This is a genomic window from Myxococcales bacterium (genome assembly GCA_016706225.1).
GTDB lineage: Bacteria > Myxococcota_A > Polyangia > Polyangiales > Polyangiaceae > JADJKB01.
On sequence record JADJKB010000003.1, the window covers coordinates 1,135,452 to 1,162,328 of the forward strand.

19 protein-coding genes are annotated in these 26,877 nt (G+C 66.7%); 12 read left to right on the top strand and 7 right to left on the bottom strand.

The genetic code is table 11. The features are described 5' to 3' along the window. Positions 1 to 8: 8 nt before the first annotated feature. A complete protein-coding gene (locus IPI67_06675; protein MBK7579875.1) occupies positions 9 to 1,517 on the top strand; it encodes an Hsp70 family protein in 1,509 nt (502 codons plus the stop codon). A gap of 6 nt (positions 1,518 to 1,523) precedes the next feature. Here the strand turns inward: IPI67_06675 and IPI67_06680 are convergent, their stop codons facing one another. After that, positions 1,524 to 3,152, bottom strand: coding sequence for a VWA domain-containing protein (locus IPI67_06680; GenBank protein ID MBK7579876.1), 1,629 nt, complete (start codon positions 3,150 to 3,152; stop codon positions 1,524 to 1,526). A gap of 123 nt (positions 3,153 to 3,275) precedes the next feature. Between IPI67_06680 and IPI67_06685 the strand changes: the two genes are divergently transcribed. From IPI67_06685 to IPI67_06710, 6 genes are all read left to right on the top strand, one after another. After that, the gene (locus IPI67_06685; protein MBK7579877.1) at positions 3,276 to 4,706 is read left to right on the top strand and encodes a metallophosphoesterase; all 1,431 of its coding nucleotides are present in this window, start codon (positions 3,276 to 3,278) and stop codon (positions 4,704 to 4,706) included. Between the two features lie 91 nt (positions 4,707 to 4,797). Further along, entirely contained in the window at positions 4,798 to 6,066 is a 1,269-nt protein-coding gene (locus tag IPI67_06690; protein MBK7579878.1) for a GGDEF domain-containing protein, read from the top strand. 26 nt (positions 6,067 to 6,092) lie between these two features. Continuing rightward, complete coding sequence (locus tag IPI67_06695; GenBank protein ID MBK7579879.1) at positions 6,093 to 7,346, top strand: NHL repeat-containing protein; 1,254 nt, start codon at positions 6,093 to 6,095, stop codon at positions 7,344 to 7,346. 28 nt (positions 7,347 to 7,374) lie between these two features. Continuing rightward, a complete protein-coding gene (locus IPI67_06700) occupies positions 7,375 to 9,426 on the top strand; it encodes a CRTAC1 family protein (protein MBK7579880.1) in 2,052 nt (683 codons plus the stop codon). Between the two features lie 117 nt (positions 9,427 to 9,543). After that, positions 9,544 to 11,829, top strand: coding sequence for a VCBS repeat-containing protein (locus tag IPI67_06705; protein ID MBK7579881.1), 2,286 nt, complete (start codon positions 9,544 to 9,546; stop codon positions 11,827 to 11,829). Positions 11,830 to 11,954: 125 nt separating this feature from the next. Beyond that, on the top strand, positions 11,955 to 13,454 hold the full coding sequence (locus IPI67_06710) for an NCS1 family nucleobase:cation symporter-1 (protein ID MBK7579882.1): 1,500 nt from the start codon (positions 11,955 to 11,957) through the stop codon (positions 13,452 to 13,454). 7 nt (positions 13,455 to 13,461) lie between these two features. On the opposite strand, the gene IPI67_06715 is transcribed toward IPI67_06710, so the two are convergent. Then, positions 13,462 to 15,990, bottom strand: coding sequence for a hypothetical protein (locus IPI67_06715; protein ID MBK7579883.1), 2,529 nt, complete (start codon positions 15,988 to 15,990; stop codon positions 13,462 to 13,464). Positions 15,991 to 16,118: 128 nt separating this feature from the next. Between IPI67_06715 and IPI67_06720 the strand changes: the two genes are divergently transcribed. After that, on the top strand, positions 16,119 to 17,390 hold the full coding sequence (locus IPI67_06720; protein ID MBK7579884.1) for an acetylornithine deacetylase/succinyl-diaminopimelate desuccinylase family protein: 1,272 nt from the start codon (positions 16,119 to 16,121) through the stop codon (positions 17,388 to 17,390). A gap of 3 nt (positions 17,391 to 17,393) precedes the next feature. On the opposite strand, the gene IPI67_06725 is transcribed toward IPI67_06720, so the two are convergent. Together IPI67_06725 and IPI67_06730 are read right to left on the bottom strand one after the other, a co-directional pair. Next, the gene (locus IPI67_06725) at positions 17,394 to 17,879 is read right to left on the bottom strand and encodes a GNAT family N-acetyltransferase (GenBank protein MBK7579885.1); all 486 of its coding nucleotides are present in this window, start codon (positions 17,877 to 17,879) and stop codon (positions 17,394 to 17,396) included. Positions 17,880 to 17,886: 7 nt separating this feature from the next. Continuing rightward, positions 17,887 to 18,288 (bottom strand): hypothetical protein, encoded by a 402-nt coding sequence (locus IPI67_06730; protein ID MBK7579886.1) that lies wholly within the window; start codon positions 18,286 to 18,288, stop codon positions 17,887 to 17,889. A gap of 208 nt (positions 18,289 to 18,496) precedes the next feature. Here IPI67_06730 and IPI67_06735 point away from each other — a divergent pair, with 208 nt between their 5' ends. The 3 genes from IPI67_06735 to IPI67_06745 all read left to right on the top strand — a co-directional run bounded on the left by IPI67_06735 (position 18,497) and on the right by IPI67_06745 (position 22,287). Beyond that, positions 18,497 to 19,363: an acyltransferase gene (locus IPI67_06735; GenBank protein ID MBK7579887.1), complete on the top strand. Its 867-nt coding sequence runs from the start codon at positions 18,497 to 18,499 to the stop codon at positions 19,361 to 19,363. 107 nt (positions 19,364 to 19,470) lie between these two features. Further along, positions 19,471 to 20,601, top strand: a complete 1,131-nt coding sequence (locus IPI67_06740; protein ID MBK7579888.1) for an adenylate/guanylate cyclase domain-containing protein — start codon at positions 19,471 to 19,473, stop codon at positions 20,599 to 20,601. 183 nt (positions 20,602 to 20,784) lie between these two features. Beyond that, positions 20,785 to 22,287 carry a CoA-acylating methylmalonate-semialdehyde dehydrogenase gene (locus IPI67_06745; protein MBK7579889.1) on the top strand — a complete coding sequence of 501 codons (1,503 nt, stop codon included), beginning with the start codon at positions 20,785 to 20,787 and terminating at the stop codon, positions 22,285 to 22,287. A gap of 6 nt (positions 22,288 to 22,293) precedes the next feature. On the opposite strand, the gene IPI67_06750 is transcribed toward IPI67_06745, so the two are convergent. The 3 genes from IPI67_06750 to IPI67_06760 all read right to left on the bottom strand — a co-directional run bounded on the left by IPI67_06750 (position 22,294) and on the right by IPI67_06760 (position 25,088). Then, a complete protein-coding gene (locus IPI67_06750; GenBank protein MBK7579890.1) occupies positions 22,294 to 23,589 on the bottom strand; it encodes a hypothetical protein in 1,296 nt (431 codons plus the stop codon). Between the two features lie 112 nt (positions 23,590 to 23,701). Next, positions 23,702 to 23,890 (bottom strand): hypothetical protein, encoded by a 189-nt coding sequence (locus IPI67_06755; protein MBK7579891.1) that lies wholly within the window; start codon positions 23,888 to 23,890, stop codon positions 23,702 to 23,704. 184 nt (positions 23,891 to 24,074) lie between these two features. Next, entirely contained in the window at positions 24,075 to 25,088 is a 1,014-nt protein-coding gene (locus IPI67_06760; GenBank protein MBK7579892.1) for a diacylglycerol kinase, read from the bottom strand. 300 nt (positions 25,089 to 25,388) lie between these two features. Here IPI67_06760 and IPI67_06765 point away from each other — a divergent pair, with 300 nt between their 5' ends. Beyond that, entirely contained in the window at positions 25,389 to 26,708 is a 1,320-nt protein-coding gene (locus IPI67_06765) for an aminotransferase class III-fold pyridoxal phosphate-dependent enzyme (GenBank protein MBK7579893.1), read from the top strand. Positions 26,709 to 26,877: the final 169 nt, after the last annotated feature.

Below are 26,877 nucleotides of genomic sequence, written 5' to 3' on the forward strand. Positions count from 1 at the left end.
CGAGATCCATGCGGCTCGGCATCGACCTCGGCACGACGCGCACCATCGTGGCGATCCACGACCGCGGGAACTTCCCCGTCGTCACCTTCGCCGGACCCGACGGGGACAGCCTCGACTATTTCCCCACGGTCACGGCGGAAGAGAACGGGCGGCTCGTGCATGGGCCCCGAGCCGAGGCGCTCGAACAAACCGGCGCGCCCACGCTTCGTTCGTGGAAACGGCTGCTCGCGCGCGCCCATCAAGACGCACGCATTCAGATCGGCACGGTCGTGGTGTCACCGGCCGAGCTCGTCGCCGGCTTCCTCGCGGCCCTGAAGCACGACCTGTGCTCGAGCTCGAACGTCGCTTCGCTGCTCGAAGAGCCCCTGGAGGCGGTCATCAGTGTGCCCGCGAACGCCCACTCCACTCAGCGCTTTCTGACCCTGGATGCCTTTCGCCGGGCAGGTTTCGAGGTGCGTGCGGTGATCAACGAACCGTCCGCGGCTGGCATCGAGTACGCACACCGGCACGCGAGTACGCTGTCGTCTCGACGCGAGCACGTGTTGGTCTACGACCTCGGGGGCGGAACCTTCGACGCCGCACTGGTGCACCTGCACGGCGACCATCACGACGTCGCCGTGACCGCGGGTGTCGCAGAGCTCGGTGGCGACGACTTCGATCACATCCTGTGCACGATGGCCCTCGAACGCGCGGGCCGGCCGCGGTCCACGACACCCACAGCCGAGCTGCTGGCCGAGTGCCGCGCCGCGAAGGAGTCGATCCACGCGAACACTCGGAAGCTCGTGCTCGAGCTCGGCGCCCTGGGCGACGACGCACCGGAAGACCCGGTGGTCATCCCCATCGCAGATTTCTACGAACGCTGCCGCCCGCTCCTGGACAGAACCCTCGACGCGCTCACGCCGATCGTCGCTGCTCTCGAAGAAGACGAGGCCAGTGGCGACCTGGCCGGCATCTACATGGTCGGCGGCGCGAGCGGCCTGCCGGTGGTTCAGCGCGTGGTCCGCGAGCGATACGGAAGGCGAGTCCATCGTTCGCCGCATCCGGCGGCGGCGACCGCCATGGGTTGTGCAATCTTCGCCGCCGAGGCATCCGGCGCCATGGTCCTCAGCGAGCGTCTGGCTCGCTATTTCGGGGTCTTCCGCGAGGCCGAGGCCGGACAGCGCGCGGTGTTCGATCCGGTCTTCGAGAAAGGAACGCCGATGCCGGCGGAAGGCCGCGAACCCGTGATCACCACCCGGCGCTACCGCGCGGCCCACGACGTCGGCCACTTTCGCTTCGTCGAGTCAGCCGATGTTGACGCCGCCGGCGAGCCGAGCGGCGACATGACCCCTCACGCCGACGTGCGTTTCGCCTTCGACCCGCGACTCGATCCCACTGCCCTGCCGTCGGCGCCCGTGAGCCGGCTCGTGGAGGGTGGCCCGCTGATCGAAGAGCGTTACGAGCTGGACGCCGCCGGGGTGGTCGCCGTCACCATCACGGATCTGGACCGCGGCCGAAGCGCACGTTTCGTGCTCTGAGCGTCCTCAGTACAGCGGGATCGCTGCGTCGATCAACGACTGGATCTCGTTCAGCTCCGCGTCCACGCCGCCTGGGTTCGCGGCGAGCGCAAGCTGCTTGGCCTTCGCCAGGTCGACCTTCGCCGTGGCCGGGTGCCTAAGGGCCTCGGCGAACGCGATGATGGCCTTCGCCTTTCCGAGATAGACCGGTGTGCTCGCCTGCAGCGCACCCAAAGTGGTGTTGACGGACTTCTCCATCTTCTGATGCGAGATCGGCGTCTGCCAGCGCACGACGACCTCGACGGGATCGGCTGCGTCCAGCGCGGTGGGCGAACAGGGTGCGACGATCTGGTTGAACACCATGGCGTCGTTCGGCGCCAGATGTTGCGGCTCGATCTGCTCGGGATCCGTCGAGTACTCCTCACCGAAAAACTGCTGAATGCCCATGTACCAGGGCATACGAAGCTCGACCCCCACTGCTCGCGCGGCGACATCCATGGTCTCGTCGAAGCGCTTGCCGAACATCTTCTGAGCCTCGGCGGCCGTGTCCAGGTAGACGTAGGCACCTCGGCCGGCATCGGTCACGGTGTTCATCAGCGTGTCATTGATGCCAGCACCGACCCCGACGCCGACCAGGTAGATACCGTCGCCATCGTTGAGCTGCGCGCCATCGCCGATGAGCTTCTCGTCCGTGATGCCGACGTTGGCCATGCCATCACTGATGACCACGACGCGGTTGAGCTTGCCCGGGTCGAAGCTCTTCTGCGCGAGCGCGTAACCCTTGGCCAGGCCGCCCTGCAGATCCGTGCCCCCGCCCGCGCTGATGCCCTCTGCGAGCGCCACCACCTTCGGGTCATTCGGCCCCGAGGCGACGTGGTTGGACAGCAGCACTTGCTGCGCGGTGTTCCAGGTCACCATGCTGATCAGATCTCCAGGTGCGAGCTGCGCGGCAATGGCCTTCACCGCGGCGCGCTCGAGGATGATGGGCTCGCCCGCCATCGAGCCCGAGGTGTCGAGCACGAAGGTGAGCACCATCGGCCGGCGCGGTTTGCTCGCCGCCGGTGAGGCGACCCCGATCTGAAGATCATAGCTCCCGGGCGTGTCGCCAGCCCCAAGCTCGGTCACGACGGACAGCGAGCCGCTGGGGGCCGCGGGATAGCCCACATTGTAGTAGTTCAGGAACTCGTAGGTCCTCAGCATCCACGCCGGCGGCGCTTGATGATCGTGGATCAGACGGCGGGCGATCACCGGGGACGCCATCGAGTTGGAGTCGTCCGCGGACAGGAAGAACACCGCTTGTTTGCTGGCGTCGAGCGCTGCGCAGAGGTCCGCGTCCGCGGCGTCCGGGGCGCCGCCGTCGTTCAGATCGGTGGGCGGAGCCCCTGCCTGCCCGCCCGAGCCTCCGCTCGCCGCGCCGGCGTCGAAGAAACCGCCGCCGCCGCCGCCATATCCAGCCCCCGCAGCGCCGGACCAGCCGCCGGACGAACCGCCGAAACCGCTCGAGTAACCGCCTGCGCCGCCCGCACTCGCGGCTCCGAACCCACCCGTAGCGTGCGGTCCGATCTCACCAGCCCCGCCGTCGTCCGAGCTCGAACAGGCGACCAGCCCCAGCGCCAAACTCAAGACTCCCACTCCTCCGACGGCCAGTGTTCGCATGAGAACCTCCACCCGGTCGGATTAGCAGCATGCGTGCCGTCGGCCGTGGCACAGCCTGGCACGCGCGCCCATGACGCAAGTGTGACCAAGAAAGCTTCGAGATGGGCGTGACAGCGGCGCGGCGTGAGCCAAACTAGGTTTGGGTATTCCTTGCCTGCGGCCCAGCACAACCTCCTCGTCCTCTCCGACGTTCACCTCGGCAGTGATCTCGTGCAGCACTTGCAGCCCGACGCGCCGATGCGGAGCGCCGCGAGCCTGCGCCGCGATCGTGATCTGTCTGCCCTGCTCGACTGGTACCGCGAGCGTCCGGAGCGCGACCGCCCTTGGCGCCTGGTGATCGCCGGTGATCTGGTGGACTTCGTCGGCATGAGTGTCTCGGGCGATGGGGAGGAGCTCTCCACCGAACCCAACGAGGACGAGCGCGAGCACGGCCTCGGCAGCGCCGTCGATCACACCCTGGCCAAGCTGCGCCGCGTCGCCGAGCACCATCGCGACGTGTTCGCGGCCCTCGGGCGGTTCGTCGCCGCGGGAAACACCCTGGTCGTGGTGCGCGGCAACCACGACGTCGATTTCCACTGGGAGCCGGTGCAGGCGGCCTTCCGCCGAGTCCTGGCGAAACACGGCGCGCCGACCGCCGCGATCGAGTTCGCGGAGTGGTTCTACTACGAAGAGGGCGCCGTCTACATCGAGCACGGCCACCAGTACGACACCTTCTGTTCCTACGAACACGTGCTCTTCCCCGTCGAGCCCTCGGATCCCAAACGCTCCGCGCGTTCACTCTCGGACGTGTTGCTTCGCTACGTCGTGCGTCCCACCCGCGGCATGCGTGAGTCCGGACACGACACCGCCAGCGCCATCGACTACGTGCGCTTCGGTCTGCGCCTGGGAGTCCGCGGCATCCTCGGCCTTGGGGCACGCTTTGCGGTCGCCGTTGCGATGCTCGTGGGCCAGTGGCGCGAGCACATGAGCGACGCGACCGGCTGGGTGCGAGCGGAGCACGAGCGCAAGATGGCGCTCCTGGCCGAGGCCCGACAGCTCAGCCTGGTGAAGCTGAAGGCGCTGGCCAAACTCCAGCGTCCGCCGATCACGCAGAGTGTGATCCGACTCCTGGCCGGGGTGATGGTCGACCGCGTCGCGATGAGCGTTGCGGCAAGCGTGGCTCTGATCTGGTTCCTGGTAGCCCGCTGGACCGTAACCCTCGGCATCGCCACGGCAGCGAGCCTCGCGCTCATTGGTCTCGTGAGCTTTCTCTGGCGTCGAGCCCGCGGCAACATCGACGCAAGCACCGCCCTCCGAGACGGAGCGGCGCGGGTCGGGAGTGTGTTTCCGGCAGCGTTCATCGTGATGGGGCACACCCACCTGCCCGAGCTCCGCCCGACGAGCCACGACTCCACCTACGTCAACCTCGGCGCGTGGGCCGAGGAAGAGATGGGGGATGGCGAGGCGACCAGCCTCCCGGCGACCCGTACGCACCTGGTCGTGAATCTGTCCGACGAACAGCCCACCGCCGCGCTCTTGTCCTGGGACAACGAGCGTGGGCCGCGGCGTTACTAGAGAAAATCGCAGTGCCTGGGTGGTCGGCCTCTTCGACGTGCCCGCGCCCGCCTGCTTAAGAACCGCCAAGAGCTGCCGTTGAGGCACGCAAATGGCTGAAGTGGTGCGCGCGAATCCCCCGGACGAGGCAAGAAGACCAGACAGCGGGGCCCAGGACTTCTCCCTGCAGCACCTGATGCGCCGCGCGCTCGACGCCGCCAGCACCCTCGAGCTCCGAGCGCGAGAAGACCAGGTCTTTCGCTCCGTGACGGAGCAGATCAACTCCGGCGTCTACCTCGACGAGGTGGCGAACCACATCTACGAGTCGTTCCGGGACCTGATCCCCTACGACCGCATCGGACTGGCGTTGCTCGAGCAGGACGACCGCGTGCTCCGCGCGCGCTGGGCACGAGCCGAGTACGCACCCGGTGGGATTGGCCGTGGCTTCGCCGCGCCGATGAAGGGCAGCAGCCTCCAGCGCATCCTCGAGACCCGGCAGCCACGCATCATCAACGACCTCGAGGCCTATCTCGCGGCCAACCCCCATTCGGTATCCACGGCCAAGATCCGAACGGAGGGCGTGCAGTCGAGCTTGACTTGTCCCCTCGTCGCTGCCGGCCGTCCAGTTGGCTTCTTGTTCTTCTCCAGCCTGCAACGCGCCACCTACGAGGCGGTACACGTCGAGCTGTTTCAGGGGATCGCCAACTTGCTCTCGGTGGTCGTGGAGCGCGCCCACACGCTGGAAAATCTGGCCAGCCTGAACCAGGAGCTGGCGACGAAGAACCGGGAGCTGCGCCGCGCCAACGCCCGGGTTCGCCACATGACCGTCACCGATCCGCTGACCCGGATCGCCAATCGCCGAGGACTGACGACCGCCCTGAAGATGGCGGCTTCGTTCTCGGACCGCCGCGGGGTCCCACTATCCGTCGTCAGCTTCGACGTCGACCACTTCAAACGAGTGAACGACACCCACGGACACGACGTCGGCGACCGCGTGCTCAAACACGTCGCGCAACTGACCCAGCGCACTTGCCGCCGAGAAGATCTGGCGGGGCGCGCCGGCGGCGAGGAGTTTCTGGTGGTGTTACCGGCGACCAACGAAGAGCAGGCGAAGGTCGTCGCGGAGCGTCTGCGAACCAGCCTGGCAGGCTCGCCGGTGAAGGGCGCAGACGTCAGCGTGACCGCGAGCTTCGGCGTCGCCGAGCGCGCGACCGGCGAGAGCCTCGACTCACTCCTGCATCGGGTGGATCGCGCGCTGTATGCGGCAAAACACGGCGGACGGAATCGGACCGAGCTCGCGTCGTGCCTCGACCCGGAGGCGTCGGAGGAACCCGCTCTCGCCCAGCCGGTAACCTCGGCTGCGAGCGCAGACGGTCCGTGACCGCCGCGCCGTGATATTCCTCGCTGATGCGACCCTGGCGCGCGTTTCTCCTTGGCTCGTCCATCGCGGCGTTTGCTTCGACCCTCAGCGTAGGTGCAGCAGCCTACGACGCCGACCACGTCTTCATCACCAATCGCGGTGGGAACAACGTGCTCGAGCTCGACGCGAGCCTGAACTACGTGAAGAGCTGGTTCGACGGCGCCGGGCTCAGTGTGCCAAATGGGATGGCGTTCGATCCTTCGGATCGCATCTACGTCGCCGACACCGGTAACAATCGCATCGTGGTGTTCAACGCCGCCGGCGCTCAGGTGACGAGCTGGGACACCGGAGCGCTCCTGGCCCCACAGGTCGAGAGCCTGAACTTCAACGCCGCCGGCCGACTCTTCGCCAGCGCGAACGCGGGCAACGGTACGGTCGCGAGCTGGAAGAGTGACGGCAGCGATCCGCAAGTGTTCGTCAAGGACAACGCTTACCTGAACCTCGGCAACGTGAACTTCTCGGCAACCGGCAACGTGTTGCTCGCCGATTTTTCCGGCTCGCATGGCGTGCGCGAGCTGCACCCGACGACCGGCGCGTTGCTCAAGGAGTTCGGCCTGGGCACGAGCAAACACGAGGACATGGTGCTCGACGCCGACGACAACATCTTCGTCTCCGCGTTCACGCAGAACAAGGTCCTGAAGTTCGACGCGACCCGCACTCAAGTTGGAACGTACTCGCCCCCCGGCCTGGTGCAGCCCACCGGCATCGTGCTCACGGCCGCTTGCAAGCTGCTCGTGGCGTCGTTCGGCACGGACGAGATCTTCGAGCTCGACTACGACGGCAGCTTCATCAAGAAGTTCAAGGTCCCGGGACTCTCGCTGCCCGAGAGTCTGGTGATCGCCAAGCTGTCGGTCGCGGGCTCGATCTCCATCGGCAATCCGGTGCCCAAATGCTCGGGGCTCGACGCCGGTGTCGGCGGCGCGGGCGGCTCGGGGGGCGGCGGCCCGAGCGGAGGGGCGGCCGGCAGCGGTGGGGCCGGTGGCACGAGCGGAGGCTCGGGGGGCGTCAGCGGCAGCGCGGGCGCGAGCGGCGGAACGACGAGCGGCGGCGGCGCGGGTGGCGGCGCAAGTGGCGGGGCGAGCGGGTCGGGCGCTGCTCCACCCAAGGGCGGAACGACCTCCGGCGACGACGGCGGCTGCGGTTGCCGCACGACCGGCCGCGAGACGAATGACACCGCTTTCGCGTGGCTCACGCTGCTCGGTTTCGCAATTCGGTTGCGAATTGCGGATTCACGACACTAGGAGCCGCGGCTACTCTACGAGGACTCACATGAAAGTGAACCTGTCGCTTCTGCTTGCCGTGCTCTCGACCACCGCATCTGCCTCGCTCGTCGTGGGCGGCTGCTCGTCCGATGGCTCGAGCTCGAGCCCGACGTCCGATGCGGGGAACGACGCCTCCGGCGGCAGCGCAGGCACTGGCGGAACGGGCGCTGACGCCTGCGCAAACTGTCCGCCGCTTCCGGATCCGATCTGCACCGCGGGCTCGCGCTGGAAACCCGGCACCCAAGCCTTCGTGGAGAAGACGGCGGAGTGGGGGCTGACTGGCGTCGAGGGCTCCCGACTGAGTGTGACGGACATCGACGGAGACGGCGCGCCAGATCTCGTGGTTCGACAGGCGGCGATCGCGTCGGACGATTTTGCGTCGGGGGGCAAACGCTACGTCTGGTTGTTGCGCAACACCGGCGCCAAGAAGTTCGAAGACGTGACGAAGACGTCCGGCTTTCTGGCCATGCGCACCGACTCGAGCGGAGCCAAGGGGCGTCCCGGACAGATCATCGTGTTCGGCGACGTCGACAACGATGGTGATCTCGACGGCTACGATGCGCTGGACACCTCGAATCCCACGAACTCCTTGGGGGAGCACAGTGAGCTCATGCTGAACGACGGCGCGGGGCACTTCGCGTTCGGCCCTGACGCGAGCGACGCGCTCAGCGCGAATCGACCTGAGAGCCCGTCGGGAGCTTCGTTCGTCGACTTCGACCGGGATGGCAACCTGGATCTGTGGGTCACGCAGTACTCGTACGCGGACACCGGACAGCTCAACGCTTCGCCGCAGCAGGACCGGCTCTACCGCGGAGATGGCAAGGGCGGCTTCGTCGAGGTGACGAACGACGTCGGCCTGACCACGTTGCCCTGGGGAAACATCGGCGATTTGAACAACGCCCTCGCTCACAGCCAAGCCTGGGCGTCGCTCGCCTGCGATCTGAACGGCGACGGCGCCCCCGAGCTCTTGGCCGCCTCCTACGGCCGCGCGCCGAATCATCTGTGGCAAGGTTCGATGAACGGCGCGAGCGCCAGCTTCACGAACCGCTCGTTGGCCTCAGGCTACGCCTACGACGGCGACATGAGCTGGCAAGACAACCAATTCGCGCGTTGTTTCTGCCAGGCGAACCCCACGGCAACCGACTGCGCCGGCGTGCCAGCCCCGCTCATCACCTGCACCCAACCCAACTGGAACCACAAGCAAGATCGCGAGCCCTTCCGGCTCGGGGGCAACAGCGGCAGCACGACCTGCGCCGACATCGACAACGACGGCGACATGGATCTCCTGACCAGCGAGATCAAACACTGGTGGGCCGGCAAGGGCGCCGACGGCAGCGAGGTGCTCGTGAACACCGGTGCCAAGGACCTGAAGTTCGACCGCCCGGGCGACACCGCGCTCGGCCTCGAGGTCAAACACGGCACCACCAGCTGGGACGAGGGTCACATGACCAACGCCGTCTTCGACTTCGACAACGACGGCTGGCCCGACCTCTACGTGGGTGCCTCCGACTACGCGGGCAACCACGGCCTGCTCTACCACCAGGAGTCGAAGCTCTCGTTCATGGACGTCCCGATCGCCGAGGGCATCGACCACCATCGGAGCCACGGCGTGGTCTTCGCCGACTTCGACGCTGATGGCGATCTCGACGTGGTCGTCGGACACTCCCGGGCGCGCTGCGACGCGACGGCCCCGGACGACTGTTACGCGACGGCGAACGTGCGGTTCTTCGAGAACGTGATCGGCCAGAACGGCAACTTCGTTCAGATGCGGTTGGTCGGCGGCCCGGGCACGAACCGCGCGGCGATCGGCGCGCGGGTCAGCGTCGAAGCGGGGGGGGTGACCCAGACTCAGGAGGTCGGAGGTGGCCACGGTCACTACGGCTCCCAGCATCAACTGGCGCTGTCGTTTGGCCTGGGCACGGCTTGCACCGCCAAGGTCAGCGTGCGCTGGCCCGACGCGGCCCTCACGACCGAGAGCTTCGAGCTGCCATCCGGCTACCGCTTTGTCCTCGAGCAAGGCAAACCGCCGGTAGTGCTGCCACCCTCGACCAACAAGTGACGACCCGCCGGGCGCGCCGCAGCGCGGCTCACGTTCGCAGCCTGAGCTTGAACAGGTGACGAAGCGTCACCCGCGCCGGCTGGAGCGCACACGCTCGACGTGCAATCATCAGCCTCGATGAAGACCGTCAGAAGACTCTGGCAGGCAGCGGCGCTCCTTGGCCTGTTCATACCCGCCTTCGTGAGCTGCGGTGACGACTCGAGCGGCGGAACGGCGTCGAACGCGGGTGGCTCCGGCGGCGGCGGCACCGGTGGCAGCGCGACCGGCGGGCAAGCTGGAGATGCTTCGGTCAACTTCGACTCGAGCAGCTGCCAGACCGGCAACGCGTGTGGCGACGGTGGCATCTGTGCCGGCGGTGTGTGCTGCGACAAGGCCAACGCCTGTGGCAACGACTGCTGCTCCGGTAGTGAGCTGTGCTCGTTTCAGAAGTGCGTCACACCGGGCAAGACCTGCACCGAGACCTCCGACTGCGCAGCGGGTGAGTACTGCGAGCTCGCCCTTGGCAGCGGCTCCGATGGCGGAACGGCTCCGGACGCCGCGAGCTGCACGACTGGTTTCATCGTCGCCGAGGGCAAGTGTCTGCCGCAGCCGCCCGAATGCACCGGTGCGGAGCCCGGCCTCGATTGTCTGCCCAAGTGCGAGCTGCCACCGAGCACGGCGGGCTTCGATCCGGAGATCACCTACACCTGGGGTGGCGTCACGAGCTCACCCTTCTCGAGCGACGTGATGATGACCCCGATCGTGATTCAGCTCGACGACGACAACTGCGACGGCAAGATCAGCGAGCAAGACATCCCCGAGATCGTATTTTTGACCTTCGCCGGTGGCGCGTACACCGGTCTCGGGACGCTGCACGCGATCTCCGTCGTCAACGGGCAGGTCGTGGAGAAGTTCGCCACGCCCGGCATCCTGAATGCGATGAGTGAGCTCGCCGGCGGCAACATCGACGGCAAACCCGGCAACGAGGTCGTCGGTTGTTCGTCGGGCAGCGTCTCTGCGTTCGATGGCAAGGGGCAGAAGCTCTGGACGAGCCCACCGATCGGCTGCCGTGCACCGGCCCTCGCTGACCTGGAAGGCGACGGCACGGTCGAGGTCGTCGTCGAAGGCGGCATCCTGAACGGCGCAGACGGCACGCTGAAACACGCCTTCGCGGTCGGCGTCTCCGTCCCCTCCGTGTCCGACCTGGACGGGGATGGCAAGCTCGACATCGCGGACGGCCGGCGCGCGTATCGGGCTGACGGCACCCTGCTCGCCGACTGCGGCGTGGACTCGGCCTGGGCCGCCGTCGGAGATCTCGACAAGGATGGCAAGCCCGAGATCGTCGGCATCAACCCGGCCAACGGCAGCCGCAAGATGCACGTGTGGCGCGTCAAGAGCGGCACGCCCAACTTCGAGGTCGTGCGCGCGCCCTTCGACATCCACGAGACCGCCGTCTCGAACCCGTGCGGGCACAACTCCGGCGGCGGACCGCCGACCATCGCCGACTTCAACGGGGACACGGTGCCCGACGTGGCCCTGGCCGGCTCCATCGCCTACGTGATCTTCGACGGCAAGAAGCTGATGGACCCAACGGCGCCGAGCAACACGACCCTACTCTGGCAGAGCATCACCCAGGACTGTTCATCTGCGGCGACCGGCAGCTCGGTGTTCGACTTCAACGGCGACGGCAAGGCCGAGGCGGTCTACTCGGACGAGATCTACCTGCGGGTCTACGACGGGGCCACCGGCAACGAGCTCTGGAAGACCTGTAACACCACCGGAACTCTGATCGAGTACCCGGTCGTCGCCGACGTCGACAACGACGGACAGGCCGACATCGTCGTGGCGTCGAACGCCTACGCCTTCAACTGCGGCGGCACGAAACAGAGCGGCATTCGTATCATCCAGAGCAAGAGTAAGTCTTGGGTGCGCACGCGCCGCGTCTGGAACCAGCACACCTATCACATCACCAACGTCGATGAGGACGGGACCATCCCCACCAAAGAGGTCCCGAACTGGACGGTCCCCGGTCTGAACAACTTCCGCCAGAACAAACAACCCGGTAACGAGTTCGCCGCGCCGGACGCCGTCGTCACGCTCAAACCACGCTGCGCCGGCGCGTTCGGGGTGCTGGTCGAGGTCCGCAATCTGGGCCAGGCTCCCTTGCCCAAGGGCGTCAAGGTCGAGGTGTTCTCGGGAACCCCGCCAAGTGGCACGTCGCTCGCGATCACCGCGACCACCATCCCGCTCTACGCCGCGCAGGCCGAGCTGCTCTCGCTCGATCTGCCGAACGCCCCCGCCGACGTGAAGAGCGGCGCCACGCAGGTGTACGCGACGGTCACCCCACCCGCTGGCGTGATCGAGTGCCGCACCGACAACAACAGCTCGAATCCGGTAGCCGCCGTGTGTAATCAGCCGCGCTGAGGCTGCGGTTTGCGCTCGCCGCCTGGCTCGTGTTACGCGGGCCGGCTTTGGGAGGCGGCATGACGACGGTCACGCGAGAAGAAGATCTGCACACCGGACCGCCGGAGGTCCGCAATCAAGGGCAGATGTTCGAGGTCGTGGGCACCATCGAGTCGCCCTACAACAACCACGATCTGGCGCCGGTGATGCTGTCGGAGCGCAAGTGGGCCACGAAGGACATCGCCGCGCTCTGGATCTCGATGTCGGCGTGTGTACCGACCTACATGCTGGCGTCCAGCGTGATCGCCGAAGGCATGAGCTGGTGGCAGGCCGTGCTCACGATCTTCCTCGGCAACACCATCGTGCTCGTGCCGATGTTGCTCAACGCCCACGCCGGCACGAAGTACGGCATCCCGTTTCCAGTCTACTGCCGCTCCTCGTTCGGCATCCTGGGCGCCAACGTGCCCGCCATCCTGCGCGCGCTGGTTGCCTGCGGCTGGTTCGGCATCCAGGCCTGGATTGGTGGCTGGGCCATCTACAAGATCCTCAGCGTGTGGATCCCGAGCTGGGAGCAGCTCGGCAACCTGCCGTTCATCGGCATCAACACGCCGCAGCTGGTGTGTTTCTTGTTCTTCTGGGCGATCAACATGTGGGTCATCTACAAGGGGATCGAGTCGATCCGGATCCTCTTGAACATCAAGGCGCCGCTCTTGATCGCGCTGGGCTTGTTGTTGCTCTACTGGGCCTACTCCAAGGCCGGCGGGTTCGGCCCGATGCTGGAAAAGCCGAGCGCCTTCGACGCGGGCCAGCCCAAGGCAGGACAGTTCTGGTCCTTCTTCTTCCCGGCCCTCACCGGCATGGTCGGCTTCTGGGCGACGCTCTCGCTCAACATTCCCGACTTCACGCGTTACGCCTATTCACAGCGTGATCAGGTAGCGGGCCAGGCGCTCGGCCTGCCGACCACGATGGGGTTGTTCTCGTTCATCGGTGTGGCGGTGACCAGCGCAACCGTGGTGATTTACGGCGAAACCATCTGGGATCCGGTGGTGCTGATGACCCGCTTCAAGAACCCGGTGCTCTTGGTGGTTGCGCTCGCGGCGCTCTGCATCGCGACCTTGGCCACCAACATCGCCGCCAACGTGGTGAGCCCCGCCAACGATTTTGCCAACATCTCCCCCACCAAGATCTCGTTCCGCACCGGCGGGCTGATCACCGGCGTGATCGGCATCGTGATCCAACCCTGGCGTCTGGTGTCCGATCCCAGCGGCTACATCTTCACCTGGCTCGTGGGTTACTCCGCGCTGCTCGGAGCCATCGGCGGCGTGCTCATCGCCGACTACTACGTGATCCGGAAGACGAAGCTGGACCTGATCCGCCTGTACGAAAAGGACGGGCCCTACTGGTACAAGGGCGGCTGGAACCCCATCGCCATCATCGCGCTGCTCGCCGGCATCCTACCCAACCTGCCGGGCTTCCTCGGTGTGGTGAAGTGGGCCAAGGTCAGCCCGTTCTGGACCGAGCTCTACCACTACGCCTGGTTCGTGGGTTTTGGTCTGTCGTTCCTGGTGTACACGGTACTCACGCTGGCAACGAAGCCATCGACTGCGGATGGGGAACGCGCGCAAACCGAGCCCGCAAACGGCTGAACAACGCCTACTTCAACGCAATCAGCGCGTTGACGTCGAACAGCCCGCCGTCTATTTGCGCCACGGACGAGCCGCGGGCGTAGACGTCGAAGCCGGCGTAACCGGCCTTCTTGTAGTGCTCGAAGTCCTGCGCCCAGGTGTTCGAGGTGCTCATCTGCAAGTTCAGTCGCACGTCGGCGGCGCTGGGCGGCGTGAGCGCGAGCAGCGCGTACAAGACCGGCTGCTCGGCGTGAGGGTCGAAGCCGTCCGCCAGCTTCACCAGGTTGTCGAACAGCGTCTGCGCTTCTCGCGCGCGCGCCTGGCTCAGAGAAGCCGCAGTCGCTTTGTCGTAGTCCGGTCGGTTGGAGGCATCGACCGGGAAGCGGATCTCGACGGTGCGCGGGCCCACGGTCCCGACGTTCTGAATCACTGCGCGCTCGGCCGCCGATAGCTTTTCGTAGCTCAGCGCGTGGAGTTTGTACTCCGCCGCCATTGCCTCGAGCACCGCGGAATCCTTGGCGCTCGGGATCGACGCCCGCTTCGTGGCAATCTCGGAGTCCGAGGCGCCGCGGTCGATCATCACCGCTCGCAGGTACGCGGTCAGCGCGTTCTTCAGCTCGAACTCGCTCTTGTTCGCGAACAGGCTGCCGAGCGCTTTGTCATCGAGACGAAGATCGACCACGACCGAGGTCGGCGGCCCCACGAGCGATGCGGCCGGCTCCAGGGTTGCCTGCGCCGTGAGGCGCAGCGCGCCGGCCTTCGTGACCAGATCCTTGGCAGCGGGCTCGACTCCGGCCATGGCCTGGTCCAGCGCCGCCGCGCCGTCCGCCCGCAGCTTGACCACCTGCGGGTCATCGAGCACCGAGAGCCGACACGGATCAAAAGCCTTGCTGTTCGGACACGCCTTGACCACGTAGCGCTGAAGCTCGTTGCCCGGCTTCTCGATGGCAGTGAGCGCGGCGTTGCCGCCCAGGCTCTGGATCACGGCGTCGAGGTGATCGAGGAGCTTGTCGCGCTCCATGTAGTCGTCGCCCTCTTCCGCCTGGAGAAACAGATTGGCCTCGCCCTGGGCAGGCACACTCGGATTCGCCGGGTCGAACACCAGCCCACTCATGCCAACACGGGTGTGGCCGTGGGACGAAAAGAGCCAGCCGCTCTGTTTGTGGAGGCCGTCGAAGAGCAGCGTCCGTGCGCCGCCCGGCGTCTGGATCACCACCGAGCCCTGAGTCTCCTCGATGCTCTTGAAGAAGCTCATGCCGAAGATGTCGATGCCTGCGTACGACGTCGCCGCCACGCCGGAGCGCGACAGATCGAACTCGGCAATCACGCTCGGATCACCCTGAGCCGAGAGCGCCTGTGCCAACCGGATGTCACCGCGCAGCGCCTGGGCGAGCGCCTGTTCGATCGCGGCCGGATCGGAACCGCCATCCAGCTTGAAGCGCAGCCGCGCTACCGACAATCGCGTCTCTTTCTTGGTCTTCTCGGCGCGCGCGGCGATGAAGTTGAGCTTGGCGTTCATCTGGTTCTGGAGCGCTTTTTCCACCAGACGGCCCAGATCGACATCGATCCCTCCGATGCTGACCTTGCTCTTCACGAGTCCCTGGATGCCCCAGCCATCCGTCAGCGCAATGCTCGCGCTCTTGACCGATGCGCTCGACACACCCACGTCCACGACGACCTCGTCACCCGCGAGGCGCACGAGCTGCACGTCCATCTGCCCGGACAGGTGCGCGCGCAGACCGCCCGAGAGCACGAGGTTGTAGCTGACGCCGGCGGCCGGTGTCGCAACCAACAGCGGGACACCGACACCCAGGTTCAGACCGACACTGCCCGCGCCGCTGAGGGCCATGAGCTCCCCAGGTTTCATGGCGCGCACGTCGGACGCGCTGCGAGGAACGACGAATCCGCGCGTGCTCTTGATCGCTGCGAGCGGTGCGCCCCCGAGGGCCGCGGCCTCGCTGCCGAAAGGTGCGATCACCCGAGCCGCGAGGTTCCCGTTCGCGGCGAAGCCGACCGACACACTTGCCCCACCCAGCCCGCCCGCGGTCAGCCCCCAGTTGTGACCGAGCGACGCCCCAATCTGGAAGGCAAACTCGCCGTAGACGCTGTCGTTCGAGGCATGAAGGTGCTCGCGTCGCAGCCGGTTGACCTCGGTGGTCAGCTCACGCTCGCCGTACGCAACCGCCAGGCCCGTGGCCAGGTTGTCGAGGTTGCCCAGCGTCAGGTCGTTCTTCGCCTTGTCGGCGGTCGCGTACACCTTGGGCTCGCCCAGCTTGATGCCGGCATAGGTGCTGACCGTCAGCGCGTCGTTCAATTGGTCCGACGCGAGGCCCGCGCCCACACTCATCAGATCACCCAGGTCGAGTTTCTTGGCGTCGCGCCAGAGCGAGGTGATCGAACCCCAGCCATCACATTTGCCGTCACAACTGACACCGAGCTGCTCACCGGGATCCGTGGAGCCGCCGCCCGCGCTGTCCGAGGTACTGCACGCGCTGAGGGCGACCGCACCGAGCGCCATGGCGCCCGTGAGATTGATGAAACGAAGCCGTCGGGACATGGGGGGCAGCGTAGCGCGTGTGTGTCGCGTTGCGAACCCCAGTCGGCAAATTTCCGGCACAGGCTGGCAGGGTCGCGCGAAACGCTCGCCGCTAGCGGCACGCGAGCTGTCTCTGCATACTATCGGTCGTGACTGCTGCTGCGCGTGACCGCGTCCTCGAAGCAGTTCGAGGGGCGACGGATGAGCTGATCGAGCTGACCTGTGCACTCGTGCGTGTGCCCACCGTCAACCCACCGGGCGAGAACTATCGCGACGCCGCCGAGCTGCTCGGCAAGCAGCTCGCACAGAGTGGCTACGAGATCAGTTATCACGACGCCGAGGGGCGCCCGGAGCACACGGTCGCCCACCCACGCGTGAACGTGCTCGGTCGTCTGGGTGGGAACGCTCACCCCGCCGTGCACCTGAACGGTCATCTCGACGTGGTTCCGGCCAATCGGGGCTGGAGCGTCGAGCCATTCGCCGCCGTGGTGAAGAACGGCAAGATCTACGGGCGTGGCACCGCCGACATGAAGGCCGGCATCGCCGCCGCGGTGTACGCAGTCGAAGCCCTGCGGCGCGCCGACCTCACGCTCCGCGGCAGCGTCGAAATCTCCGGCACCATCGACGAAGAGAGCGGGGGGCAGGCCGGGGTGGCGTGGCTGTGTGAGCGAGGGGTGATCCGCCGCGAGCGGGTCGATCACGTGATCATCCCGGAGCCACTCAACCCGGACCGCATCTGCATCGGACACCGCGGGGTGTACTGGTTCAAGGTGACCGCCGAGGGTCGCGTCGCCCACGGCAGCATGCCGTTCCTCGGCGTGAGCGCCATCGACCACCTGGCTCACCTCGTGGAAAGAATGCGGACCGAGCTTCAGCCGGTGCTGGCCAGCCGCACCACCGCCGTCCCCGTGGTGCCCGAGGGCGCGCGCCACGCAACGCTCAACGTCAACGCCATCCTGGGCGGGCAGGCGGGACGCGAACCGCAGACACCGTGCGTGGCGGACCGCGCCGAAGCCATCTTCGACCGGCGCTTCTTGTTCGAGGAGGGCTTCGACGCCGCGCGCGCGGAGATCGTCGAGCTCTTGGCCCGCGCGACGCGAGAAGACGCGGCGCGGCGCTACACGCTGGAAGATCTCCTGGTGTTCCACCCCGTGCGCACGCCGGAGGGCTCGCCATTGGTCGCGGCGCTCGAGCGCGCTGTCGCCTCGGTGTACGCACGCCCCGCCACCCTGGTCGCTAGCCCCGGCACCTACGACCACAAACACTTCGCGCGCCTCGGTGACATCGAAGACTGTGTGGCGTACGGGCCCGGCATCCTCGAGCTGGCGCACCAACCTGACGAATACGTCGCCATCGAAGATCTGGTGCGCGCGACGGAGGTCATCGCGCTGTCGCTGATCGAGCTCGGTGTGTTCGCCTGAGCCTCAGTCCGCGCCACCACGAGTCATTTCCAGCAAGGTCGGCCGAAAACCAGCTGCGGCAAACAACGCCTGCGCCGCCGTGTTGTTCACCATCGTCGACAGCAGGATGCGGGGCGCGCCCAGGGTCTCGAGCTCGCGGATCAGCGCTTCGACCAACAGCCGACCGGCGCCCGTTCGACGCGCCGAGCTCTCGACAAACACGTCGTGGATTGCGCCGTGAGCATCCAAGAGCAGGTTCCAGTCGCGCCCTTCGAGGGTTCCGTAGGCGTACCCGATGATGTGTGCGTCGAGCTCCGCCACCAAGATGCGAGCGTGCTCACGTGCGAGCTCGCGTCGGAACCAGCTTTCGTAACCTTCCTCGACACCGTCGACGAGCAGGAAGCGTCCGGGATCGACGGCGTGGTGCATGCGCACCAGCTCCGCCGCCAGCACCGCTGCGCGCGGCAAGTCGCTCGGCGTAGCTCGGCGAATCACCGGCGCGGTGGGCATGCAGTCTTCACTTGGGCGGCGGCGGCGCGCCGTACAGCGTGCGCACTTCGCCCGGATCCTTGATGGCTTCGGGCGGAGGTTCGTCCGGTGCCATGCCGTACATCGGCGCGGGGTTGCCCTCGTCCTCGCCCGCACCGAGTCCAGCGTCGGGGCCCTGTTCGTCCGGCGGCGGTCCACCGTAGACCGGCGCTGGCCCGGGGCCAGGGCCAGGACCTGCACCCGGGCTGCCCGCACAAGCCGTTGCAAGCGCTGCACCGAAAGCGATTCGCGCTGCGCGCGAGAGACGGGAGACATCGGGAACTTCCCTCGGCGCCTCGAGCGGCAGCGCCGCCGAACAAAATGGGCAGGCCGCTTCGGTGTACCGGACGTGTCGTTCACACTCCGGGCAGGGTCGTAGGGTGGCGAGCATGGTTCTTCCGATCGGTTGAGTCCCCGAGAATAACTCGATCGATGCTTTGAACGCACTGAACATCGGAGCGCCAGCGAAACTCGCCGGATCCTCGTGCGTCCGCGCCGTCGCCGCTCCGCGCGATTAAGTCGCTGGTGCTCGGCTCGGGCCTGCGTATTCTACGCGCCAATTCACTTCTCGGAGTCCACTCCGAGGGAGGACGCGAGCCATGCCCCAGATTGTTCGTTGCGGTTTGATTCAGTGTGCCAACGCCCTCAACGACGAGAGCGCACCGGTCAAGAAGATCCAGGAGGCGATGCTCGCCAAACACATGCCGTTCATCGAAGAGGCGGCGAAGAAGGGCGTGCAGATCCTGGGACTGCAGGAGATCTTCAACGGTCCGTACTTCTGTCCGAGCCAGGACAAACGCTGGTACGAGGCCGCCGAGTCCATTCCGGGCCCGAGCACCGAGATGTTCCAGGCCATCGCCAAGAAACACGGCATGGCCATCGTGCTGCCGCTGTACGAACAAGAGATGCGCGGCGTGTTCTACAACACCGCTGCCGTGATCGACGCCGACGGCAAGTACCTCGGCAAGTATCGCAAACAGCACATCCCGCAGGTCTCGGGCTTCTGGGAGAAGTACTTCTTCCGTCCCGGCAACGGCGGCTACCCGGTGTTCCAGACGGCGTTCGCCAAGGTCGGCGTCTACATCTGTTACGATCGCCACTTCCCCGAGGGTGCGCGCTGCCTCGGCCTGAACGGCGCCGAGATCGTCTTCAACCCGAGCGCGACCGTGGCCGGCCTCTCGCAGTACCTGTGGAAGATCGAGCAGCCCGCCCACGCGGTGGCGAACGGGTACTACGTCGCCGCGTCGAACCGCGTCGGCACCGAGGCGCCCTGGAACATCGGCAAGTTCTACGGCAACTCGTACTTCGTCAACCCGCGCGGCGAGATCATCGCCGAGGCGAGCGAGGACATGGACGAGCTGGTCGTTGCCGATCTCGATCTGAACCTCATCGAGGAGGTCCGCCAGACCTGGCAGTTCTTCCGCGATCGCCGCCCGGACGCTTACGAAGAGCTCGTTCGGCCCTGAGTGCGGCCGAGCCCGAGAGCTTCGGGTTCTCGGGCTCGTCGCCTCGAGCGCGTGAGACTCGGATGATTCGTCCGAGTCTGGGCAGAGCGCGCTGTTATGCTTTCCAGGTGGCGATTCTGGATTGGCTGACGAGCCCGGAGGTGGCCCGCCTCGACGGCGCGGCCTTCATCGGCGCGGTGGGCGAACACCTGGGAGAGCTCGGCGTGCCGGCCTGGCGCATCAGCTCGAGCTTCTCGTCCATCCACCCCGAAGTCGCCTTCTACAACGTGCGCTGGGAGGCAGGTGGCGTGGCGGTGCTGGGACTCAGGTCGCAGTCCATCGTGACCTCGCCGTTCTACACGGATAGCCCCGTCGCCCGCGTCTACCAGGATCGAATTGCGGAGCTGCGCCGTCGCTTGACCGGACCCGAGGCTCAGCTCGACTTCCCGATCTGCCGCGAGCTGGCCGAGCTCGGCGCCACCGACTACCTGGTGCAACACCTGCGCATCGGCGGGGGCCGGCGCGGATACATCTCGTACGCCACGCGTGAGCCCGGCGGGTTCCCGGACTCGGCTCTCGAGCTCCTGCGCGAGCTGCTCGCCCCGCTGTCCCTCGCTGTGGAGGTTCGCTGCCTGGAGTTCACGATGCAGAGTCTGCTCCAAGTATACCTGGGAGGTAGCGCGTCCGAGCGCGTCCTGTCAGGAGCAGTCACTCGGGGCTCGGGTGTGCCCATCGAGGCTGCCATTTGGTACTGCGACCTGCGCGGTTTCACGACGCTCTCCGATCGCCAGCCTGCGGCCCAGGTGGTGGCGATCCTGGATCGATACTTCGAGGTCGTGGCGGGCCCGATCGACGGCCACGGCGGGGAGATCTTGAAGTTCATCGGTGACGCGGTGCTCGCGATCTTTCCGGTGACCACGGACCGCGGCGAGGCCTGCCGGCGCGCTCTGGCCGCGGCGCGGGCGGCGCTGGACGGGATCCGGGCGCTCGACGAACCCATCGAAATGGGGCTGGCCCTGCACGTGGGCGAGGTCCTGTTCGGAAACATCGGCGCCCGGGAGCGCCTCGACTTCACCGCGATCGGCGCCGCCGTCAACGAGGTTTGCCGGGTCGAACCCCTGTGCAAACAGCTGAACCGCTCGCTGCTCCTGACCGGCGCCTTTGCTCAGGCCTGTCCCGATCCCGACTTCGTATCCCTCGGCCCACACCAGCTGCGCGGCGTCGCCAGCCCACAAGAGATTTTCGCGCCGCGGTCCTGATGGAAGCCCGGACGCATCTGCGTCCGAGCACTGAACGGTCTCTCGGGCTTGAAGGACGCGGGGGCTCGCGTCATGCTTCGCGCCTCGCCCGGGCGCGTGTCAGTTGACCGCGAGCCCGAGTCACCGATCCGGTTCGGTCGCACCACCCCACGCGCACCGTTCCCTTGTGAGGAGTAAAGCGTCATGAGTACGAGCAAGCTGCCGGCATTTTCCGCCCGTTCCTACGATTTCGTCGAGTACGTTCCGGTCAAGAACTGGATCGGCGGCGAGTGGCGCGACGCCACCACGCAGAAGACCATCCCGGTGGAGAACCCGCGGCACGGCAAGGCCATGTCCAACGTGCCCATCTCGGGTGCGGAAGACGTCGACCTCGCGGTGAAGGCCGCCGAGCGCGCGCAGAAGAGCTGGCGTGAGGTTCCGATGCGTGAGCGCGCGCAGGTGTTCTACCGGCTCAAAGCGCTGATGGAGCGCGACCTCGAAGAGCTCGCGTGGCTCGTGACCCACGAGAACGGCAAACCCATCGAAGAGGCGCGGGCGAGCGTCGAGAAGGGCATCGAGTGCGCGGAGTTCGGCGCCGCGCTGCCGAACGGTGGCGGCGCGGGCGAACAGCTCGAGGTGAGCCGTGGTGTCTTGTGCAAGGAGATCCACGAGCCCCTCGGCGTGGTGGCGGGCATCACGCCCTTCAACTTCCCGATCATGGTCCCCCTGTGGATGCTGCCGCAGGCCATCGTCGGCGGAAACGCCTTCGTGCTGAAGCCGAGTGAGCAGGTGCCCATGGGCAGCATGAAGCTCGCCGAGCTACTCAAGGAAGCCGGGCTCCCGGACGGTGTGTTCAACATCGTGAACGGCTCCGTGGACGTGGTGAACGCCCTGTGTGATCACCCGACCATCCGCGCCATCGGCTTCGTGGGTTCGACCAAGGTCGCGAAGCTCGTGTACGGCCGCGGCGCCACCTCCGGCAAGGCCATGCTCTGCCTGGGCGGCGCGAAGAACCACCTGATCGTGGCTCCGGACGCCGATCCGAAGGTGAGCGTCGACAACATCGTTGCCTCCTTCACCGGCTGCACGGGCCAGCGTTGCATGGCGGCCAGTGTGCTCGTTGCGGTCGGCGACGTGGACCACGTGCTCGGACCCATCATCGAGAAGGCGAAACTACTCGCCCCGGGCAAACAGCTCGGGCCCGTGATCAGCAGCGCGGCGGTGGAGCGCATCGAGCGCTACGTGACCGAGGCGGAGAAGGCGGGCGCCAAGGTCGTGGTCGATGGCCGCGGTCAGAAGGGCGGCAAGGACGGCTACTGGACCGGCGCCTCCATCATCGACGGGGTGACGCCTGAGATGGGCGCGTGGCAGGACGAGATCTTCGGGCCGGTGCTGTCCATCTTGCGAGTGAAGAACCTCGACGAGGCCATCGCCATCGAGAACAAGCACCCCTACGGCAACGCCGCGGCGATCTTCACCACCAGCGGCGCCGTCGCCGACTACGTCACCCACCGGGTCGAGGCCGGCATGGTCGGCGTCAACGTCGGGGTGCCCGTGCCCCGCGAGCCCTTTGGTTTCGGCGGCTGGAACCACAGCAAGTTCGGGCACGGCAACCTGACGGGCCTCGACGGCTTCCACTTCTGGACGCGACCCCGCAAGGTCACCATGAAGTGGGATCTGCAACCCGACACGACCTGGATGGGCTGAGATCGCCTACCGCACGTAGAGATAGCAGTACGCCGGCAGCACCTGCGGCGACGACGGCATCTTCGGGATCACTTTGTCCACCAGGCCCCCGGCGTAGTTGCCACAGGAGATGCCGTACTGCGCGAGGCCGATGCCCACCGCGGTATCCGGCGTCGAGCACGAGTTGGCGTCGCCCGTGTTCGGCTCGTTCATGATCAAACCCAGCCGCACCGCCGCGCCGCTCACCGACCGGCTGAAGCCTTGCAGGTTGCACAGGTCCTGGTGATAGAGCGGCTGCGCCATCAGAGACAGCCAGTCGTTCTTGTTGACTGAGGTCGCGCTGCCGTTCTGGACGGCGGAGAGCAGCGAGGGCGCGGACTTGCCAACCTTGACGGCGCGCAGCTTCGAGTCGCGCGGATCCCAGGTCTCGAACCGGAGCTCCGCGAAGGGGAGCGAAGCGTAGCCAGCGAGTTTGGCCTCGGTGAACTTGGAGTGGTCGTTTCCCGGCGGGGGAGCCGGCGAGGTCTCGTTCAACGGCGTGGCATTCGTCCACAGCGAGCTTCCCCACTCGAATGTCTTCAGTTTGCCATTTGCTTTCAGCAGCAGCGTCCAGCCTCCGCCGTCCGCGTCCATGTTGCAGTACGCCTGGTAAGGCGGGGCGTTCGCCGAGGCGAGGCTGTACACACCGCTCGGGGCGCCGGAGCCGACCAGCTCCTTGCACGACGCCAGGAAACGGCACTGGCCGGCGGTACAGGGTATTTGCGCGCCCGCGTCCGACTTGGGGCACGCCGTCCCGCAAGCTCCACAGCTCGCCACGTCTTTCGTGAGCTCGGTCTCGCAGCCGTTGCCGGGATCGCCATCACAATCGGAAAACCCTGAGTCGCAGCTGAACGCACAATTCCCCTCGACGCACTTCGTGCTCGATGCGTGCTCTCCCTTACACTCGCTCCCGCAGGCTCCGCAGTTCTCGAGGCTCTGGTTAATGTCCGTCTCGCACTTGTTCGACGGGTCGAGATCACAATCTCGGAACGCTCCGCTGCAGCTCACCTCACACGCGCCCTTGGAGCAGGCCACCGTCGCTCCGGGCACGTTCAAACACGCATTGCCACACGTGCCGCAGTGCTGTTTGTTGGTCGCGAGCGTCGTCTCGCAGCCGTTGCTCCCGTCGTTGTCGCAGTCGGCCTTGCCCGGTCCGCACGCTCCGGCGTCGTCTTCGGTGACATCCGAGATCCCGAGACACGCGGCGAGCAGCAGCGTCGAGCCCAGCGCGGCCAACAGGCGCGAAGCCTGGCGACTTCGGCTGGAAGCACCCGGCTGGCCCATCCGCGAAGGATACGCCCTCCGGGGACGGACTCCGCAAACTTCTGCTGGTCGCACCTCTTTGGTGCCGCCCGCCGTCGCGGTCCGGAGCCGCACGCGGCGCGGAGAGCCGCGCTCAGTAGCCCGGCAACGGTTCACCAGCGTCGGTTCGCAGATGATTCATGCAGACGACCGTGGCTCCATCACACGCGATGGCGTTGGGATTCGCTGGGTCCGGGCTCGCCTCGACCTTGGCTCGATCCCCGTCTTCGGGACCCCAGTTGAGCTTGAGCTGACGCGCGGATGAATCGAGGGAGAAGCTCACCTTCTGGTAGAGCTCGATCTCGGAGACAACACCGAGCTGTAGTCCTCCGTATCCGCTTCGTCGAATAGCCAGAGGTCCGCCTCTGCCTTCCACATCCACGCGAAGAAGCCCATCTGCGAGTACATCCTCGACTGCGGGTCCTGCATCTCGCGCTGGAGGATTTGCCGCAGGGCCGCCGGCTTGGCTACGCCGCTGCGACGCGATCTCGCCGCATTTTTCGCCAGTTGATCAGTGGCACCGCGTTCGGCAGGTAGTTCATCTCGACCTCCGTGCGCTCACCCGCGAGATCGCCGCCGATCTCGAAGGGCACCGGGCGGTCGAACTCGAAGCGACAGCGGGTGACCAGGAAGTGGTGGTCGTTCGGCAGCGGGTGTGCGCCACGCCAGAGCCACGGGATGCGCGCCGTCGCCTGCAGCGCCGACGCCGCATAGACGCGCACGTGCATGCGCCCGGGCGTGAGGTGCGCGAACGGGAACGCGCGGAAACCCAGGCCCAGCTCCTCGGTGGTCGCGGCGCCTCCGACGCTGACCGGGCCCTCGTAGAGCACCGCACCGGGCCCCGCGTCGTCGAGCGGCACGGCGTGACCTGTGGGGCTCACGGCAAGCGCGGGCTCACCCAGGTTCACGACGCGCACGTTCGGCGGCGTGAAGCCGAACAGGTGGCGCGGGATGGTGCGGGTGAACAGGCTCTGCATGTAGCCTGCCCGCGCGCTCACGCCGCGCTTGGTGCGCAGCGCCGACTCGCGCGTGGCCTTGTAGTCCGCGAGCACCTCGGCGTCCCAGCCAGTGCCGGCGAAGGGAGTGATCCGACCTTCGGTCTCGACCAGACCGAAGGGAACGAGCGGCGGCGCCGCGTGTTCGTTCAGATGCGACAGCCCGCGGAGCGCGGCGCGTTTGCCGACGTCGCCGGTTGCTCGAGCCCAGCCGTTGCCGGTGCCTAGCGGCAGCAGACCAAAGGCGGGAACGGTGAGGCCGTGATCACGCAGCTCGTTCAAGAGCGCGACCGCGGTGCCGTCACCGCCGCCGGAGATGAGCACCTCCGGGCGCAACGTAGTGAGCTCGTCGCGCACGAAGTCTCGCGCTTCGTCCAGGGTGCTGGTCACCTCGACGCGCGCTCGCGGCAAGATCTGACGAATGCGCTTGCCGATGGCTTCGGAGCCATGCCGCGCTCGGAGGTTGACCAGCACCGCGACCGTCATGTCGAGGTTAACCTAGCGCCGCGCCAGACCCCGAACCGTCAGATTTTGGTCACACCTGTTCTCCAGGGCGCGCGAAAGGTGCGCAGTGCCATTCGCAGCGGCACCGGGCGCCGCCGCGCAGCCACCGGACCGTGGTGAGCATGCGAATCTGCCATCGAGCAGGACGACTGCGGCGGCCGCCACAAACCTCGGCATGAACCCCGCTCGCATCGCGCGTCCTCTAGCGCCGCACCTTGCACGGTCGTAGCATCGCCGCCCGGAAATTGCTGAAGCCGCGGAGAGCGGACGAAAGGGACGCCGATGGACACCCAGGAGATGATCGACCTCTGCAAGCGCCACACCCTGTACACCTGGGCCGCCACCGACGCCGTGAATCCCCTGCCCATCGCCCGCGCGGAGGGGGTCTACCTGTACACTCCCGAGGGCAAGCGCATCCTGGACTTCAACAGTCAGCTGATGAGTGTGCTCATCGGTCACAGCCACCCAAAGGTGGTGGCGGCGATGAAGAAAGCGGCGGACGGTTTGATCTACGTCTACCCGCAGACCGCCACCGAGGTGCGCGCGCGCTACAGCAAGAGGTTGGCCGACCTGACGCCGGGCAACATCAACACGTTCTACTACACCCTCGGCGGGGCCGAGGCGAACGAGAACGCCATCCGCGCGGCCAAGCAGTTCACCGGGCGCCAGAAGATCTTGACGCGGCACCGCGCGTATCACGGCGGCACCAACGCGACGATGCAGCTCACGGGTGATCCGCGCCGCTGGCCGAACGAACCGGGCATGCCCGGCGTCGTGCGGGTGATGGACCCGACGCCGTACTACTACAGCTTCGGCAAGACCGAGGCCGAGATCACCGCCAACAACCTGCAGTACCTGGAGGAGATCATCATGTACGAGGGGCCGCAGACGATTGCGGCGATGATCCTCGAGACGGTGACGGGGACGAACGGGGTGCTCGTGCCGCCGAAGGGCTACATGCAGGGACTGCGCGCGCTCTTGCAGAAGCACGGCATCTTGATGATCTGCGACGAGGTGATGGCGGGCATGGGTCGCACCGGCAAACTCTACGCCTTCGAGCACTTCGACATCGTGCCGGACATGGTCACGATGGCGAAGGGGCTGACCAGCTCGTACGTGCCGCTGGGAGCGCTCGGTGTGTCCGACGAAATCCGGGATTATTTCCACAAGAACGTGTTCTGGGGCGGCCTCACCTACAACTCGCATCCGTTCTGTCTCGAGGTGGCGGACGCAGTGCTCGACGTGATGGTGGACGAGGGCTTGGTGGCGAACGCCGCGCGGCTGGAGAAGGTCGTGCGCCGCGAGATGGATCGGCTGACGGCGAAACATCCGAGCTTGAAGGAAGGTCGGGTGATTGGGCTGTTCGGCATGATGGACGTGCAGAAGAACAGCAAGGGCGAGTTGATCGCGCCCTACAACGGCACCCACCCCGCCATGGGCAAGCTCGCCAAGTTCTTCGAGCAAGAGGGGCTGTTCACCTTCGTGCGCTGGTCCAGCTTCACCTGCAACCCGCCGCTCAACATCACGGAAGAGCAGCTGATGGAGGGGTTTGCGATCGTGGATCGCGGGCTGGAGATCACGGACGAGGTGTTCGAGGGGTAGGCCGCGGTCCCCGACCGGGGGGTCTCTGGAGCTGGCGACTGCGCGCTGCCGAAGAGCATGCGACCCCGCGCCGCCGACCCACGCGCTTGCGCTGGAGCAAGCGGCCCCGCGCTGCCGACCCCCGTGCTTGCGTCGGAGCAGGCCACCCGGCACTCGTGCCCGTGCGCGC

What these genes read in the sequence shown, in the direction of transcription:
- IPI67_06680 (MBK7579876.1), bottom strand. Translation starts at nt 3,152, where the DNA reads ATGCGAACACTGGCCGTCGGAGGAGTGGGAGTCTTGAGTTTGGCGCTG.
- IPI67_06765 (MBK7579893.1), top strand. Translation starts at nt 25,389, where the DNA reads ATGGACACCCAGGAGATGATCGACCTCTGCAAGCGCCACACCCTGTAC.
- IPI67_06735 (MBK7579887.1), top strand. Translation starts at nt 18,497, where the DNA reads ATGCCCCAGATTGTTCGTTGCGGTTTGATTCAGTGTGCCAACGCCCTC.
- IPI67_06745 (MBK7579889.1), top strand. Translation starts at nt 20,785, where the DNA reads ATGAGTACGAGCAAGCTGCCGGCATTTTCCGCCCGTTCCTACGATTTC.
- IPI67_06750 (MBK7579890.1), bottom strand. Translation starts at nt 23,589, where the DNA reads ATGGGCCAGCCGGGTGCTTCCAGCCGAAGTCGCCAGGCTTCGCGCCTG.
- IPI67_06715 (MBK7579883.1), bottom strand. Translation starts at nt 15,990, where the DNA reads ATGTCCCGACGGCTTCGTTTCATCAATCTCACGGGCGCCATGGCGCTC.
- IPI67_06725 (MBK7579885.1), bottom strand. Translation starts at nt 17,879, where the DNA reads ATGCCCACCGCGCCGGTGATTCGCCGAGCTACGCCGAGCGACTTGCCG.
- IPI67_06695 (MBK7579879.1), top strand. Translation starts at nt 6,093, where the DNA reads ATGCGACCCTGGCGCGCGTTTCTCCTTGGCTCGTCCATCGCGGCGTTT.
- IPI67_06710 (MBK7579882.1), top strand. Translation starts at nt 11,955, where the DNA reads ATGTTCGAGGTCGTGGGCACCATCGAGTCGCCCTACAACAACCACGAT.
- IPI67_06760 (MBK7579892.1), bottom strand. Translation starts at nt 25,088, where the DNA reads ATGACGGTCGCGGTGCTGGTCAACCTCCGAGCGCGGCATGGCTCCGAA.
- IPI67_06705 (MBK7579881.1), top strand. Translation starts at nt 9,544, where the DNA reads ATGAAGACCGTCAGAAGACTCTGGCAGGCAGCGGCGCTCCTTGGCCTG.
- IPI67_06690 (MBK7579878.1), top strand. Translation starts at nt 4,798, where the DNA reads ATGGCTGAAGTGGTGCGCGCGAATCCCCCGGACGAGGCAAGAAGACCA.
- IPI67_06700 (MBK7579880.1), top strand. Translation starts at nt 7,375, where the DNA reads ATGAAAGTGAACCTGTCGCTTCTGCTTGCCGTGCTCTCGACCACCGCA.
- IPI67_06675 (MBK7579875.1), top strand. Translation starts at nt 9, where the DNA reads ATGCGGCTCGGCATCGACCTCGGCACGACGCGCACCATCGTGGCGATC.
- IPI67_06730 (MBK7579886.1), bottom strand. Translation starts at nt 18,288, where the DNA reads ATGCTCGCCACCCTACGACCCTGCCCGGAGTGTGAACGACACGTCCGG.